This is a genomic window from Nitrosomonas communis, assembly GCF_900114745.1.
Classification (GTDB): domain Bacteria; phylum Pseudomonadota; class Gammaproteobacteria; order Burkholderiales; family Nitrosomonadaceae; genus Nitrosomonas; species Nitrosomonas communis_A.
The window spans coordinates 88,582-103,328 of record NZ_FOUB01000006.1 but is presented as its reverse complement, the minus strand read 5'-3'; the positions used below and the strand labels follow the sequence as shown (position 1 = coordinate 103,328).

The window sequence follows — 14,747 nt, the reverse complement described above, 5'->3', positions numbered from 1 at the left end:
TCCAGGTTATTAGTAAGCATATGTCCCATGCGCTCAAAATCTGGACGTTACTCACCGGAAGCATACGCTATGAGAAAACCATTTCAACGCGTAATCGTGGCCAGGGGTGGTGGATTGAAGCACCTATTCTGGCTTATTTGATTGAAACATCCAATGGTCGCATCCTGTATGACGTAGGGTGCGACTATCGCAAATTGACCAACCCCGCTCTTCGTACACGCTATTTTGCTTCCATGTCCTCTTCTATAGAAACGCCCAGAATGCAAGCAGACCAACGTGTTCCCCATTATCTTGAACGACTAGGTTTAACGTCTTCCGATATTGATTTAGTATTTATCAGCCATTTACATTTCGATCATGCAGGCGGCTTGTGTGATCTGCCTGAATGCGAGGTTCACATCCATCGGGATGAGCTGACAGCAGCCAAGAGTGGGTTAGATAGCGGAGTATTTGCAGATGAGCTGGTTAAATCGGATCAGTGGTATTTACAAACAAGTGAATATGAAGTGGCGCCAGGAGTACAGGCTATTACTACGCCTGGTCACACTGCAGGGCACATGTCCCTGCTCATACGCTTGCCCAAAGGCCGCCCCGTCATTCTTTGCGGTGATGCGGCCGATCTGAATGAGAATTTATCCGATGAGATTGCACCTGGCTGCTGCTGGCAGGATAACGTTGAGCAGGCACTCGCTAGTATTCGCAAGCTTAAATCACTTGCTCTCATAGAGAATGCTCAGCTCTGGCCCAACCACGACCTTGCTTTTTTTAAAACTTTGCCTGAGTTTCCGCTATGGCGCGACTAATAACTCTGACCCCTATCATCACCTGTTTACCCACTCTTACCTTATAATTTTGCTCATGCTCGAATTACTTTATTATTCCATTTCCAAATCAAAAAGGACGCAAAGGTGGGCCGTAGACAGTATAAATAATACGGCAAGGCGAAGCCGGCAAAGTCAGTTTTGATTTAGAAATAGAATAAATTTTTATCTTTAATTATCCTGTTTTTTGTAACTTTAATCAGGTGATCTTCACCTTTAGCAAAAAATAAATGAATATGCATAATAAAATCCCACGCGTTGGTTTCGTTTCGCTTGGTTGCCCCAAGGCAACCGTTGATTCCGAGCGCATCCTGACGCGTCTGCGGACAGAAGGCTATCTTATTTCACCCAACTATGAAGATTCAGATTTAGTTGTGGTCAATACTTGTGGCTTTATCGACAGTGCCATTGCTGAATCGCTCGAGGCTATTGGCGAAGCGCTTACCGAAAACGGTAAAGTCATTGTTACTGGTTGTCTTGGCGCGAAAGGGGATATTGTGAAGCAAGCACATCCCAATGTACTGTCTGTCACAGGCCCGCAGGCAACTGATGAAGTCATGGAGGCCATTCATGCATATTTACCGAAATTGCACGATCCTTATGTTGATCTAGTACCCCCACAGGGGATAAGGCTGACACCTAAACATTATGCCTATGTAAAAATTTCCGAGGGCTGCAACCACCGCTGTACCTTCTGCATTATTCCCAGTATGCGTGGCAATCTGGTCAGCCGTCCAGTAGGTGATATCATGCAGGAAGCACAAAGCCTGGTGGATGCTGGTGTCAAGGAATTATTGGTTATTTCACAGGATACTAGCGCCTATGGGGTTGATCTGAAATACCGCAGTGGTTTCTGGAAAGGTAAATTTGTCAAATCGCGCATCACTGAACTTGTTCAAACTATGGGTGAATTGGGCGTATGGATACGCTTGCATTATGTCTATCCCTATCCTCATGTCGACGAGCTCATTCCGCTGATGGCAGAGGGCAAGATCGTTCCCTACCTGGATATCCCCTTTCAGCATGCAAATGCGCGTATTCTAAAGCTTATGAAACGCCCTGCGGATAGTGAGGATGTGCTTAGCCGTATCCAACAATGGCGCACGATTTGCCCTGATATCACGTTGCGCAGTACGTTTATCGTTGGTTTCCCGGGGGAGACAGAACAAGAATTTGAAGAACTAATGGATTTTCTTAAGGCAGCTCAACTGGATCGCGTCGGTGCGTTCATGTATTCTCCAGTTGACGGTGCAGTCGCCAATAGTTTACCCAATCCTATTCCACCCGAATTGCAGCAGGAACGTTTAGCACGTTTGATGGCGTTACAGGAAAAAATCAGCGCACAACGGCTTGCACAGAAAATAGGCAAAACTATCCAAGTGCTGATTGATGAGGCTGATAAGCAAGGTGCGGTTGCCCGCAGCCATGCGGATGCACCGGAAATCGATGGGCTGGTTTATATAGAGAATGGCCAGTCATTAAAACAGGGGGACGTCGTAACCGTACGCGTCACACATTCTGACGAACATGATCTTTGGGCGGAAATCATTTGATAGATCAGCATTAGCTGTTATCTTTGTTTAAGGAGAACAATTTGGAACTTATCCTATGGCGCCATGCGGAAGCAGAAGATGGATTTCCTGATGCCGCACGTAAACTGACTGAGAAAGGATTACAGCAGGCTCGCAATATGGCTAAATGGCTTAAACCAAGATTAATCAAGAACACGCGCATCCTGGTCAGTCCCGCAAACCGAACTCAGCAAACAGCTTTGGCACTGAGCAAAAATTTTGAAACCACACCGGAAGTAGGAACCAGTACTACTGCCGATAGAGTACTGGCCGCGGCTAACTGGCCTTACGAGGAAGGTATGATTCTGATAGTTGGTCATCAACCTACCTTGGGCAATGTTGCAGCTTCATTGATCTGCCCTAACCATACTGGTTTTAGCATCAAAAAAGGAGCAATCTGGTGGTTTAGCTATAAACAAAGTGCCGATACTGAAAATACCCTCTTGCGTGCCGTTATCTCTCCCGATATAGTGCAAGCATAACAATACATTTTCTCTGGAATTAAGACATGGCACACTTGATTCTTTTCAATAAGCCATACAGAGTAATTTGTCAATTTACACCTCAAGCTGGATATCAATCCTTAAAAGATTTTATTCCCATAGCTGATTTTTACCCAGCTGGAAGACTAGATGCTGATAGTGAAGGATTAGTCATACTCACTGATGCTGGAATATTACAGCGTAAAATGAGTGATCCCAGATTCAAGCAGCCAAAGAAATATTGGGTACAAGTAGAGGGTATACCCGATCAATCAGATCTCCAACCATTACGCGAAGGAATAATATTAAAATGTTATAGAACTCAACCTGCAAAAGTACGTCTAATACAACAACCATCTCATATTTGGTCACGAAACCCACCCATACGCTTTCGCAAAAATATCCCTACTTCTTGGTTAGAACTTATCCTTACCGAAGGCAAAAACAGGCAGGTACGTCATATGACAGCAGCGATCGGATTTCCTACCTTACGTTTAATTCGAATGACTATTGGCAAGTACACTCTGGCAAACCTTCCCCCAGGTAAGTGGAGGATTATTAAATAATTTTATACCACGATATCTAATGAAAAATTTCGTAAAAAAATCGCATAATTTCTGTAATAAATCGTCACGAAATATCTTGACTAACCTTATGCATCTCTTTAGATTGTATTATTCGACCACGCCCCGTTTTTAAAGGAGGAATAAAAGTAATATTATGGACATAGACATCGTTTCAGCATTATCGGGACTAATAGATTTACCGTGGTGGGGGTATATCGTTGTGACGCTAGTAATTACCCATATCACGATTGCATGCATCACCATTTATCTCCATCGGCATTCAGCTCACCGTGCATTAGATTTGCATCCTATCCCCAGCCATTTTTTTCGTTTCTGGCTTTGGTTGACTACCGGTATGGTTACTAAGGAATGGACCGCTATTCATCGCAAGCACCACGCAAAATGTGAAACTTTAGATGATCCACACAGCCCTCAAATTTTTGGAATTAAAAAAGTACTGACCGAAGGAGCCGAGCTTTACCGGTTAGAAGGAAAAAACAAAGAAACCTTGGAAAGATATGGGCACGGTACACCAGATGACTGGATAGAACGCAATATTTATAGCAGATTTAGCGCAAGTGGCGTTGGATTAATGCTAATTATCAATTTCATTCTATTTGGCCCTATTGGTATTACCATTTGGGCAATACAGATGATGTGGACACCTGTATTCGCTGCGGGAGTCATCAATGGCATTGGTCACTATTGGGGATATCGTAATTTCCAAGCAGAAGACGCCAGCCGTAATGTGTCTCCTTGGGGCATTTTGATTGGGGGAGAAGAATTACACAATAACCATCATGCCTACCCTACTTCAGCTAAACTATCCAATAAATGGTTTGAATTTGATATTGGCTGGTTATACATACGTATTCTAGAAATGATGGGATTAGCAACCGTCAAGAAAATTGCACCCAAGCTTAACATCAACAAAACCAAAACTCAGTGCGATTTCGATACCCTGCAAGCGGTGATTGCTCATCGTTATGAGGTGCTGGCGAAATATACCCAATCTCTCCAAGCAATGTTTAAGAAGGAAGTAGAGCATTTACGAGAAGTCGCTTCCCATCATGGGATAGATGGGAATACACTTAAACGTTGGGTATTGGCAGATGCGAAAACCTTGCAAGAAGAGGAACGTATTAAACTGAATCTAGTTTTAAGTAAAACCAAAAATCTTGATAAGCTTTATACAATGCGTGAAGAACTTGTAGCCATATGGCAACGCTCTACCGCTTCGAAAGATGAATTAGTTAGACAACTCGAAGATTGGTGTCATCGTGCAGAAGAAAGTGGAATTGAAGTCCTGGAAAAATTCTCACGTCGATTACGTTGCTATGCATAAATAAGCTATCACTCCCGGGCGAAGGCTTTGAGATTAATCTTACACCCTTTGCCCGGTAATCCTTGTAACGCAGCGACAATCTCAGCATTTATTCATATATTCAGATCAAAATAACATCATATTGCTCTTGTGTATAAGACGCCTCCACCTGCAAGCCAATAGGTTTTTCAATAAAATCAGCGAGTTGCGCCAAATTTTGTGATTCCTCATCCAAAAATAAATCGATCACCTGCTGCGAAGCAAGAATACGAAATTCATTAGCTTCAAATTGTCGTGACTCACGTAACAGTTCACGTAAGATTTCATAACAGATCGTTTGTGCTGTCCGGATTTGCCCTCGCCCGTGGCAAGTTGGGCATGGTTCACATAAAATATGAGCAAGGCTTTCACGCGTACGCTTCCTTGTCATCTCTACCAAACCTAAGGCAGAGAAACCATTGATCGTCATACGTGTCCTGTCCTTCATCAAAGCTTTGTTGAATTCTGCCAGCACTGCCTTTTTATGCTCTTCATCCTCCATGTCGATAAAATCGATGATTATAATGCCTCCTAAATTACGTAAACGAAGTTGTCTCGCTATGACTTGGGCTGCTTCCAAATTGGTCTTAAATATGGTGTCATTAAAATTACGCACACCAATGAAGCCACCCGTATTGACGTCCATGGTAGTTAGCGCTTCGGTCTGATCAATAATGACATAACCACCTGATTTGAGATCCACCCGCCGAGCAAGTGATCGTTCAATTTCTTCTTCGACACCATATAAATCGAAGAGGGGACGCTCCCCGGTATAATGATCGATTCTACTTGCAACATTGCTCATATAGTTTTGAGCAAAAATGATCAGCTTCAAGTAAGTTTCGCAGGAATCTACCAGAATGCGGTAAGTATCATCATCAACAAAATCGCGCAACATACGATGACTTAGATCTAAATCCTGATAAAGTAGAGCAGGAGCGCTAACTGTTAATGCTTTATTTTGAATATCATGCCAAAGCTTATGCAGGTACTCTATATCTGCATGCAGATCCGATTCGCTTGCTGCTTCGGCCATCGTTCGTATGATATAGCCTCCCTTGGCATCAACTGGAAGAATATGTTGCAGTTTCTCACGTAATAATTCACGTTCGACATTATCTTCAATACGCTGAGAAACACCAATATGAGATTCTTGCGGTAAATAAACAAGCATTCGCCCAGCAATACTGATTTGGGTAGAAAGTCTTGCTCCCTTTGTACCAATTGCATCTTTAATCACTTGAACGACAATATTATTCCCCTCGTGCAGCAATCTCTCAATGGGTTTATCCTCTGTACCATTTGAACTTAATTCCTTAATATCTCCTATATGGAGAAATGCGGCTCGTTCCATGCCAATGTCGATAAAAGCGGATTGCATACCTGGTAGGACACGGCTAACCCGACCACTATAAATATTACCAACAATTCCCAGGCTGCTCGCTCTCTCTATATGTAACTCCTGTACAACACCTTGCTCTATAACAGCAACACGTGTTTCCTGTGGGGTAACATTGACAAGAATTTCACTACTCATTTAGAAGGTATAGCTCAATCGATTTTCCTAGCTCTCAGGGAAACACTTTTATTCCGGACTCTTCCAGTAATTGGGCTGTCTCAAACAATGGTAGCCCCATGACCCCACTATAGCTACCAAAAATCTCAACAATAAAGGCTGCTGCCATACCTTGAATTGCATAAGCCCCTGCTTTATCAAAAGCCTCGCCACCTGCAATACATGCTTGAATTTCTCGTTTACCAATCTCACGAAAACGTACTGTAGTAATTGACAAACGATGCTTGATAGTACCCTGCAAATTCAGAGCAATAGCAGTCAAGACCTGATGCGTTCTGCCTGAAAGTGCAGTCAACATCTCCTCGGCATGAGTGGCATCCTTCGGCTTCCCGAAAATACATCCATCCAATGCAACGATCGTATCAGCCGCTAAGACAGGAAATAATGGCAACTTGCGCTGTATCAGACGTATCCTCCCTGCTTCCGCCTTGGCATGGGTAATACGATAAACATAATCAGTTGGAGATTCATCCAGAAGGGGTGTTTCATCAATATCAACAGCTCGAGATACTGTTTCTCGCATGAGCAACACACTATGTCTTACCCCAATTTGTTTCAGCAGTTCCCTTCTACGGGGGCTGCGCGAAGCTAGATAGATATAATGTCCAGCAAACGTCATGATGTTTAAAATTTATAGAGTAAGTGTTTTTTCAATTTATTCTTTAATAACTTCTTTTTAGACAGAGCCAGTAGACGCGTTACAACTTATAAACCCTCTACCGCAGGCTACATACGATGATAAGGATGCTGTCTGATAATTGATAAAGCTCGATAAAGTTGCTCTGCCAATAATACACGAACTAGACCATGGGGAAGTGTAAGCCTGGAAAGTGCCAGCATTTCATTAGCCATACTCTTGATATTGCGGTGTAATCCATCTGCACCCCCAATAATAAATACAACATCTTTACCATTTCTCATCCAATCAATCAGTGTCTCAGCTAACTGAATGGTAGTGAACTGTTTACCTCGCTCATCCATGACAACAATGTAACAAGCCGAGGGCATTGCTGCCTGAATACGTTCGCTTTCGGCAAATAACAACTGTTCATTTTGCTTACTGCCCCGTTTATCTGGTTTAATTTCGATCAGATGAATGGGTATTTCCCTTGGCATACGCTGGGTATATTCCATAAAGCCAGAAGCTACCCAAGCGGGCATTTTATTTCCTACGGCCAAGATATAGAGTTTCATTATTTATTCCATTTCTAAATCAAAACTGACTTTGTCGGCTTCACCTTGCCGTATTATTGATACTGTCTGCGGCTCGCCTTTGGGTCATTTTTGATTTGGAAATGGAATTAGATACGCTTGCTCTCCCATATTACCTCAAAGAATTTTTTTCTTGACTGCACTGGATTCTGCCCATAACGATTCCAGATCGTAGTATTCACGGATGGTAGGCTGCATGATATGCACCACGATATCGCCTAAATCTACCAATAACCATTCTCCAGCTTGCTCGCCTTCGATACTATAGACTTTACCTCCTGCAGCTTTCACTTTTTCCTGCACATGATGAGCTAATGCTTTGGTCTGGCGTGTTGAAGTTCCGCTAGCAATGATCATATAGTCAAATAATGAGGTAATTCTTCCTGCTTCCAATACAAGAATATTTTGTGCTTTCAAATCTTCTAATGCAGCAATGACTATCCTTAATAGCTCATCTGTTTTCATTTTTCCTCGTGTAAACATGATGTGTGCCAATGTAATTCAGTACATTATCGGGAAGCAGATAACGTGCACTTTTTTCTGCTGCGATATAGGCTCTGATGGTTGTCGAAGAAATATCCAATAATGTGGTCACTGCTGTAAAAACAAATCCAGATGATACACGCTTCAAGGCGTTTACATCATCTGTCCAGCGATCTAAGCATGCATCCTGTAACTTTGGTGGTAAGCACGCGTGATTCACAAAAGAAATATGACCTGGACGATTGACAATTACCAAATGACTTAATTCAAATAACTCACGCCAAAGATGCCAATTTGGCAGTTTCAGAAATGCATCTACTCCTATAATAAAACAGAATGCCGCCTTTTTTCCTTTGAATTCATCTCTTAATTCACGCAGTGATTCTACACTATAGCTTTCTCCAGAACGCCTGAGCTCCCGATCATCCAGAAAGAATTTTTTGTTATCACGAATAGCTTCATAAAGCATGGTTTTACGGTGATGCTGCGAAGCAATAGGTTCATTGCGCAAACGTGGATACCCTGCAGGAAGAAAACGAATTTCATCCAGTTGTAAAATTTCAATAAGCTCTTCTGCAACCCTTAAATGTCCAAAATGGACTGGATCAAATGTCCCTCCATAAATTCCAATTAGGGAAAACGTTTCATCAGACATCGCTTAAGAAGTGATTCAGAGGAGGAGATATTAAGAGATATGTGCTGCTAGCTGAATAATGCTATATCAGAAACTGTCAAAATAAAGCAAGGCGCATATCCGCCAATATACTCGCCAAATGTGAAGTAAAACGTGCAGCTGATGCCCCATCAATCACTCTATGATCATAAGATAGCGACAGAGGAAGAATCAGACGAGGAAGGAACTCGCCATTACGATAAATTGGCTTCAAGCTCGCCCTTGAGACTCCCAGGATGGCAACTTCAGGAGCATTGATAATAGGCGTAAAGGCCGTGCCACCTATCCCGCCAAGACTAGAAATAGTAAAACTAGCCCCTTGCATGTCAGTCGGTTTTAATTTTCCTTCTCGCGCAACTGAAGAAAGTTTCCCTAACTCATCAGCTATCGCAATCACACCTTTCTGATCAGCATCCCGAATAACAGGCACGACAAGACCATTGGGTGTATCTACCGCAAATCCTAGATGATAATAGCGTTTGAGTACCAGAAAGGATTCTTCGTTACGCCTATCCAAGGAGGCGTTAAACTCCGGATATTTTTTTAATGCTGCAGTCACAGCTTTCATGAGAAAAGCAAGTATGGTTAGCTTGATCCCATTCTCCTGCTGCCTTTCATTATATTCCTTTCTGAGCGCTTCTAGATCGGTAATATCAGCCTCGTCGAACTGGGTCACGTGTGGAATCATGACCCAATTACGGTGCAGATTAGCAGCTGAAATTTGCTTAATGCGAGTTAACGGCTTTAATTCAATTGGCCCGAATTTCGCAAAATCGACCTGAGGCCATGGTAATAAATCAAGTCTACCACCCAAACTCGATGTTTGTGATTTCATTAACTCTCGTTTGACAAAAGCCTGGATATCTTCCTTAAGTATCCGCTGTTTTGGACCACTGCCAACTATTTTGCTTAAATCTACACCCAATTCCCTGGCAAAACGTCTAACTGATGGACCAGCATGGGACTTAGCCGCAGTAGTAAGATTGGACTGATTCACTTCAGCATACTGTGCAGGCAACTGTAATGGCTTGCTTGAGTAGGTTTCTTGACTTGGAGCAGACATTTCTACTACGGTTTCAGGCTTAGCGCTCACAGTCTTGCGATCCGTTGCTGTTTCTTCAGGAATGGCTCCAGGAGTAATCGTTCTACTCTCTTCTTCAGAAATAGTTTCAGTAGCAGTTGCCTTATTCTCTTCTTCGGCAGAAACTTCCATGACAAGGATTTCTGAGCCTTCAGATACCTTATCACCTACTTTGACAGTAATTTCCTTGACAGTACCGGAATGAGGTGAAGGAACTTCAATTGTGGCCTTATCTGATTCCAACGTGATAAGCGAATCTTCTGCCTTGAGTTTATCCCCAACATTGACAAGAACTTCTACCACCGGCACATCCTTAAAGTCGCCAATATCTGGAATCCTTACCTTTTTGATCTCACTCACGCCCTATCCTCAATCTACATTTAATCTATCAAAGAATAACAAAAGACCACAATACTGTAGACAATCAATACACACGCTGTCTATTGCATAACGGGATCTGGTTTATCCGGATTGATGCCGAACGCCTTGATTGCCTGAGCAACTTGTTCTGCTGGAACCTTACCTTCTTCTGACAGAACATTCAATGCTGCAACGGTAATGTAATAGCGATCCACTTCAAAAAAATGTCTGAGTTTTTCGCGCGTGTCAGAACGCCCAAATCCATCCGTACCCAGCACACAATAGCGTCCTGGTATGAATGCTCGTATCTGATCCGCATAAATCTTCATGTAATCAGTTGCAGCCACCACAGGCCCTTCACGATCTTTCAGACAACTTTCTACATAGGGCACTCTAGCAGATTCATTCGGGTGCAGCATATTCCAGCGCACAATACTCAACGCCTCACGCCGCAATTCAGTAAAGCTGGTGACACTCCAGATATCTGCAACAACACCATAGTCCTTTTGTAAAATGTCTGCTGCCGCAATCACTTCCCGTAATATCGTCCCCGAACCAAGCAACTGGATACGTGCACCTTTATTATTTTTATTACCTTCACGCAGCAAATAAATTCCTTTCAATATTCCTTGCTCAACTCCTTTAGGAAGATCAGGCTGAGCGTAATTTTCATTCATCACAGTAATATAGTAAAACACATCTTCCTGCTCTTGATACATACGCCGTAAGCCATCCTGGACAATTACCGCCAGTTCATAGCCATAAGTAGGATCATAGGATATGCAGTTTGGAATAGTAGAAGCAGCAAGGTGACTATGGCCGTCTTCATGTTGCAGACCTTCGCCGTTTAATGTGGTCCGCCCAGCTGTTCCACCTAGCAGAAAACCACGGCAGCGCATATCGCCCGCAGCCCAAATAAGATCTCCCACACGCTGAAAACCAAACATGGAATAAAAAATATAAAAAGGAATCATCTGCACATGATGGGTGCTATATGCAGTGGCTGCTGCAATCCAGGAAGACATAGCTCCAGCTTCGTTGATACCTTCCTGGAGAATTTGACCGTGCTTATCTTCTTTGTAAAACATAAGCTGATCAGCATCCTCGGGGATATAGAGTTGCCCTACTGATGACCAGATACCGAGCTGACGGAACATTCCTTCCATACCAAACGTCCGTGACTCATCCGCGACGATAGGCACAATATGCTTACCGATATTTTTATCTTTAGTCAGAATATTAAGAATACGCACAAATGCCATAGTAGTAGAAGATTCTCTTCCTTCACCACCACCTTTGAGTAAGGTTTCGAATGCTGACAAAGAGGGTATTTGCAAGGCTTTTGCCTTCCGTTGACGATGATGTAAAAATCCACCCAAGGCTTTACGTCGACCTTGCATATAAGTAAATTCCGGCGAATCCTTATCAAATTTAAGATAGGGAATCTCGTCGATCTTATCATCCAGGACGGGTAAACCAAATCGATCACGAAACGCCTTGAGTGAGGTCGTTCCCATTTTCTTCTGCTGATGAGTGATGTTTTGCGCCTCACCTGACTCACCCATTCCATACCCCTTGACAGTCTTGGCAAGTATTACGGTAGGTTGCCCTTTATGTTTGACTGCAGCTGCATAAGCAGCATACACCTTGTACGGATCATGCCCACCCCGATTTAGTCGCCAAATATCATCGTCTGACATATTAGCAACCATTTCGAGTAACTCAGGGTATTTACCAAAAAAATGCTTTCTGACATAAGCCCCGTCTCGGGCTTTGAAAGTCTGGTATTCTCCGTCCACACATTCCATCATACGTTGTTGGAGAAGCCCTTTGATATCTTTTGCCAGAAGAGGATCCCAGTAAGAACCCCAAATGACTTTGATAACATTCCAGCCCGCACCTCTAAATGTTGCCTCCAATTCCTGTATGATCTTGCCATTGCCCCTGACAGGGCCATCCAAGCGCTGGAGATTGCAGTTCACTATAAAAATCAAGTTATCAAGTTTTTCACGTGAAGCAAGTGAAATGGCTCCCAGCGACTCAGGCTCGTCCATTTCACCATCACCTGTAAGAGCCCAAACTTTACGCCCCTCGGTATTAGCTAATTGGCGACTACCTAAGTATTTCATAAAGCGTGCCTGATAAATCGCCATATGTGGCCCCAATCCCATTGATACGGTTGGGAATTTCCAGAAATCCGGCATCAGCCATGGGTGTGGGTAGGATGACAGGCCTTTACCACCTATTTCCTGACGAAAATTATCAAGATACTCCTCAGTTAATACTCCCAGCAAAAATGCATAGGCATAAATTCCAGGCGATGAATGTCCCTGAACATAAACGAGATCAGCCCCCTTCTCCTCACTCGCTGCTCGCCAGAAATGATTGTAACCAACATCATATAAGGTTGCCGCTGAGGCGAAACTGGCGATATGCCCTCCCACGTTGGTATTTCGATTGGCGCGAGCGACCATCGCCATCGCATTCCAGCGTACATAAGAACGAATACGATGCTCTATGGCGTGATCACCAGGCGAACGCTCCTCTTTACCCACCGGAATTGTGTTGATATAAGCTGTATTAGCACTATAAGGAAGGTATGCGCCAGAACGCCGCGCTTTTTCAACTAATTTCTCCAATAAGTAATGTGCGCGCTCCGCTCCTTCATTGGTAAGAACAGACTCCAATGCCTCCAGCCATTCCTGTGTTTCCTGTGGATCAATATCTTGTGAATTCATATTGAGTAGCAGCTCCCGTATTTCAGTTTGGAAATAATATACTGGTCAATTTTAGACAAAAATTACATAGCCGCCCTAGCGCGCTCAGCCGCTTCAATGGTATTACTCATTAACATGGTAATCGTCATAGGTCCAACTCCTCCAGGAACAGGTGTAATATAGCCGGCTTTTTCCTTTATCGAAGTAAAATCCACATCACCGCATAGTGTCCCATCGTCCATACGGTTAATCCCAACATCAATCACAGTTGCGCCTGACTTGACCATTTCAGCAGTAATCATACGTGACTTCCCGGTGGCCACTACTAAAATATCTGCGTTCCGAGTATGTTCAGCCAAGTTTCTTGTTTTAGAACTACAAATGGTGACGGTCGCTCCTTTCTCCAGAAGCATCAATGACATTGGCTTACCCACAATATTACTGCGCCCCACAACGACTGCATGCTGTCCCTCGATTAATACATCGCGTTCTTTTAACATCATCATGACACCATAAGGTGTACAAGGAAAAAATAAAGCATTGCCAGTTACGAGTGCCCCGACGTTGCAAGGATGGAATCCATCCACATCTTTTTCAATCGCGATAGCAGCAATGATTCGATGACTTTCAAAGTGTAGCGGCAAAGGTAGTTGCACTAAAATTCCATGAATTTCAGGATTTGCATTTAATGCATGGATCTGCTGAAGCACGGTCTCTTGAGACGTTTTACCAGGAAAATTGTAAACCTCAGAGTGAATTCCTGAATCTCTACAGGCTTTGGCCTTATTACGCACGTAAATACCAGAAGCTGGATCATCGCCTATTAAAATAACAGCCAAACCAGGCTGCATCCCCTCTTTTGCAAGATTCTCAGCACGTATTTTTAATTCTGCACGGATTTTACTCGCTATGGCATTGCCATCAATGATATCAGCACTCATTACTTTGCAAGAAATAGGCTAAATTGAATAATTGTACAAAAAAGATCTTTTTAGATTCCAACTATGATTACCACAAGCACCACAACTGAATTTTTTATGCAGCAGGGGGTATTTCTGGATGTTTTCTTTTCTTGAATTTAATACGATAAATCAGTAGTCCAATTAAAGATACTGAAGCCACAAAAAGAAATGCGGTCAGCAAACCAAAAGCTAAAATAAAAATATCACTACTTTCAGGCAAAAAAATGGTGACAAACCATACCCCAGCAAAGCCCGTCAATAATCCACCAAATAATATGATTTTTTTTCCAAGATCATAATGCCGCCATAAAGAACCAGAAACTCCAATCTCATCAACATAATGATCAAAAATCTCAGCCAGACTCTCATCTCCAGGCTGCGATTCACGACCAATTGCTATCGCCAAAGCATCATCCCCATCTTCCAGTTTAGATATTTTTTTTAGAAAATCCACTTGTTTTTGTGCTCGCTTAGGTTTGATACCATCCTTAATCATCATTGAGCATAACGTTGAGAATGCTTTCTCACGAGCTATTTCTGTAAAATCATGCTTTTCATAGAACTGCCACATCACGCCAACCAGATAAAGCTGGATTGTCATCTCCTTGAATTGAGGAGCAAAATCATAACGTTTACTTTTGATATGCGCGATCTGTTCATCCAGCACTACTTTTGCATGCTGAATACAATCATCTAGTGTTACTGCTTCTTGATTGACTATTGAATCATTCATGCTTATAACCTTTATTTTTCCGAGCAAAATTTACAACCCTATACATTATAACCTGCTAGCGAACACTAAACCCAGAAAATACGAGACAAGCAAATTAAATATAATACTTATTGCACCTAGGGTATAAACCACTAATGCGATAGACTT

14 protein-coding genes are annotated in these 14,747 nt (G+C 42.8%); 5 read left to right on the top strand and 9 right to left on the bottom strand.

Translation table 11 applies throughout. The features are described 5' to 3' along the window. Window positions 1-20 precede the first annotated feature (20 nt). The 5 genes from BM122_RS04295 to BM122_RS04275 all read left to right on the top strand — a co-directional run bounded on the left by BM122_RS04295 (window position 21) and on the right by BM122_RS04275 (window position 4,785). A complete protein-coding gene (locus BM122_RS04295; protein WP_074903974.1) occupies window positions 21-803 on the top strand; it encodes an N-acyl homoserine lactonase family protein in 783 nt (260 codons plus the stop codon). Between the two features lie 254 nt (window positions 804-1,057). Next, window positions 1,058-2,374 (top strand): 30S ribosomal protein S12 methylthiotransferase RimO, encoded by a 1,317-nt coding sequence (rimO, locus tag BM122_RS04290; protein WP_074904045.1) that lies wholly within the window; start codon window positions 1,058-1,060, stop codon window positions 2,372-2,374. 41 nt (window positions 2,375-2,415) lie between these two features. After that, window positions 2,416-2,874 (top strand): SixA phosphatase family protein, encoded by a 459-nt coding sequence (locus BM122_RS04285; protein ID WP_074903972.1) that lies wholly within the window; start codon window positions 2,416-2,418, stop codon window positions 2,872-2,874. 26 nt (window positions 2,875-2,900) lie between these two features. After that, window positions 2,901-3,440 carry a pseudouridine synthase gene (locus BM122_RS04280; protein ID WP_074903970.1) on the top strand — a complete coding sequence of 180 codons (540 nt, stop codon included), beginning with the start codon at window positions 2,901-2,903 and terminating at the stop codon, window positions 3,438-3,440. 154 nt (window positions 3,441-3,594) lie between these two features. Next, window positions 3,595-4,785, top strand: coding sequence for a DesA family fatty acid desaturase (locus BM122_RS04275; protein WP_074903968.1), 1,191 nt, complete (start codon window positions 3,595-3,597; stop codon window positions 4,783-4,785). Window positions 4,786-4,885: 100 nt separating this feature from the next. On the opposite strand, the gene rng is transcribed toward BM122_RS04275, so the two are convergent. From rng to BM122_RS04230, 9 genes are all read right to left on the bottom strand, one after another. Further along, window positions 4,886-6,340, bottom strand: a complete 1,455-nt coding sequence (rng, locus tag BM122_RS04270) for a ribonuclease G (RefSeq protein WP_074903967.1) — start codon at window positions 6,338-6,340, stop codon at window positions 4,886-4,888. Between the two features lie 34 nt (window positions 6,341-6,374). Next, the gene (locus BM122_RS04265) at window positions 6,375-6,998 is read right to left on the bottom strand and encodes a Maf family protein (RefSeq protein WP_074903965.1); all 624 of its coding nucleotides are present in this window, start codon (window positions 6,996-6,998) and stop codon (window positions 6,375-6,377) included. 107 nt (window positions 6,999-7,105) lie between these two features. Next, complete coding sequence (gene rlmH / locus BM122_RS04260) at window positions 7,106-7,573, bottom strand: 23S rRNA (pseudouridine(1915)-N(3))-methyltransferase RlmH (protein ID WP_074903963.1); 468 nt, start codon at window positions 7,571-7,573, stop codon at window positions 7,106-7,108. Between the two features lie 135 nt (window positions 7,574-7,708). Continuing rightward, window positions 7,709-8,056: a ribosome silencing factor gene (gene rsfS / locus BM122_RS04255; protein WP_074903961.1), complete on the bottom strand. Its 348-nt coding sequence runs from the start codon at window positions 8,054-8,056 to the stop codon at window positions 7,709-7,711. Further along, entirely contained in the window at window positions 8,043-8,729 is a 687-nt protein-coding gene (nadD, locus tag BM122_RS04250; protein ID WP_074903959.1) for a nicotinate-nucleotide adenylyltransferase, read from the bottom strand. The genes rsfS and nadD overlap by 14 nt, the downstream gene beginning before the upstream one ends. 76 nt (window positions 8,730-8,805) lie before the next feature. Continuing rightward, entirely contained in the window at window positions 8,806-10,188 is a 1,383-nt protein-coding gene (gene aceF / locus BM122_RS04245) for a dihydrolipoyllysine-residue acetyltransferase (RefSeq protein WP_074903957.1), read from the bottom strand. Window positions 10,189-10,268: 80 nt separating this feature from the next. Next, window positions 10,269-12,926 carry a pyruvate dehydrogenase (acetyl-transferring), homodimeric type gene (gene aceE, locus BM122_RS04240; RefSeq protein ID WP_074903955.1) on the bottom strand — a complete coding sequence of 886 codons (2,658 nt, stop codon included), beginning with the start codon at window positions 12,924-12,926 and terminating at the stop codon, window positions 10,269-10,271. A gap of 62 nt (window positions 12,927-12,988) precedes the next feature. Next, the gene (gene folD / locus BM122_RS04235; RefSeq protein WP_074903953.1) at window positions 12,989-13,846 is read right to left on the bottom strand and encodes a bifunctional methylenetetrahydrofolate dehydrogenase/methenyltetrahydrofolate cyclohydrolase FolD; all 858 of its coding nucleotides are present in this window, start codon (window positions 13,844-13,846) and stop codon (window positions 12,989-12,991) included. 94 nt (window positions 13,847-13,940) lie between these two features. Next, a complete protein-coding gene (locus BM122_RS04230; RefSeq protein ID WP_074903951.1) occupies window positions 13,941-14,600 on the bottom strand; it encodes a hypothetical protein in 660 nt (219 codons plus the stop codon). Window positions 14,601-14,747 lie beyond the last annotated feature (147 nt).

Bases quoted from the DNA above. Each gene is read 5' to 3' on its own strand.
- BM122_RS04295 (WP_074903974.1), top strand. From the start codon at position 21: ATGTCCCATGCGCTCAAAATCTGGACGTTACTCACCGGAAGCATACGC.
- rimO (WP_074904045.1), top strand. From the start codon at position 1,058: ATGCATAATAAAATCCCACGCGTTGGTTTCGTTTCGCTTGGTTGCCCC.
- BM122_RS04280 (WP_074903970.1), top strand. From the start codon at position 2,901: ATGGCACACTTGATTCTTTTCAATAAGCCATACAGAGTAATTTGTCAA.
- BM122_RS04275 (WP_074903968.1), top strand. From the start codon at position 3,595: ATGGACATAGACATCGTTTCAGCATTATCGGGACTAATAGATTTACCG.
- rng (WP_074903967.1), bottom strand. From the start codon at position 6,340: ATGAGTAGTGAAATTCTTGTCAATGTTACCCCACAGGAAACACGTGTT.
- BM122_RS04265 (WP_074903965.1), bottom strand. From the start codon at position 6,998: ATGACGTTTGCTGGACATTATATCTATCTAGCTTCGCGCAGCCCCCGT.
- rlmH (WP_074903963.1), bottom strand. From the start codon at position 7,573: ATGAAACTCTATATCTTGGCCGTAGGAAATAAAATGCCCGCTTGGGTA.
- rsfS (WP_074903961.1), bottom strand. From the start codon at position 8,056: ATGAAAACAGATGAGCTATTAAGGATAGTCATTGCTGCATTAGAAGAT.
- nadD (WP_074903959.1), bottom strand. From the start codon at position 8,729: ATGTCTGATGAAACGTTTTCCCTAATTGGAATTTATGGAGGGACATTT.
- aceE (WP_074903955.1), bottom strand. From the start codon at position 12,926: ATGAATTCACAAGATATTGATCCACAGGAAACACAGGAATGGCTGGAG.
- folD (WP_074903953.1), bottom strand. From the start codon at position 13,846: ATGAGTGCTGATATCATTGATGGCAATGCCATAGCGAGTAAAATCCGT.
- BM122_RS04230 (WP_074903951.1), bottom strand. From the start codon at position 14,600: ATGAATGATTCAATAGTCAATCAAGAAGCAGTAACACTAGATGATTGT.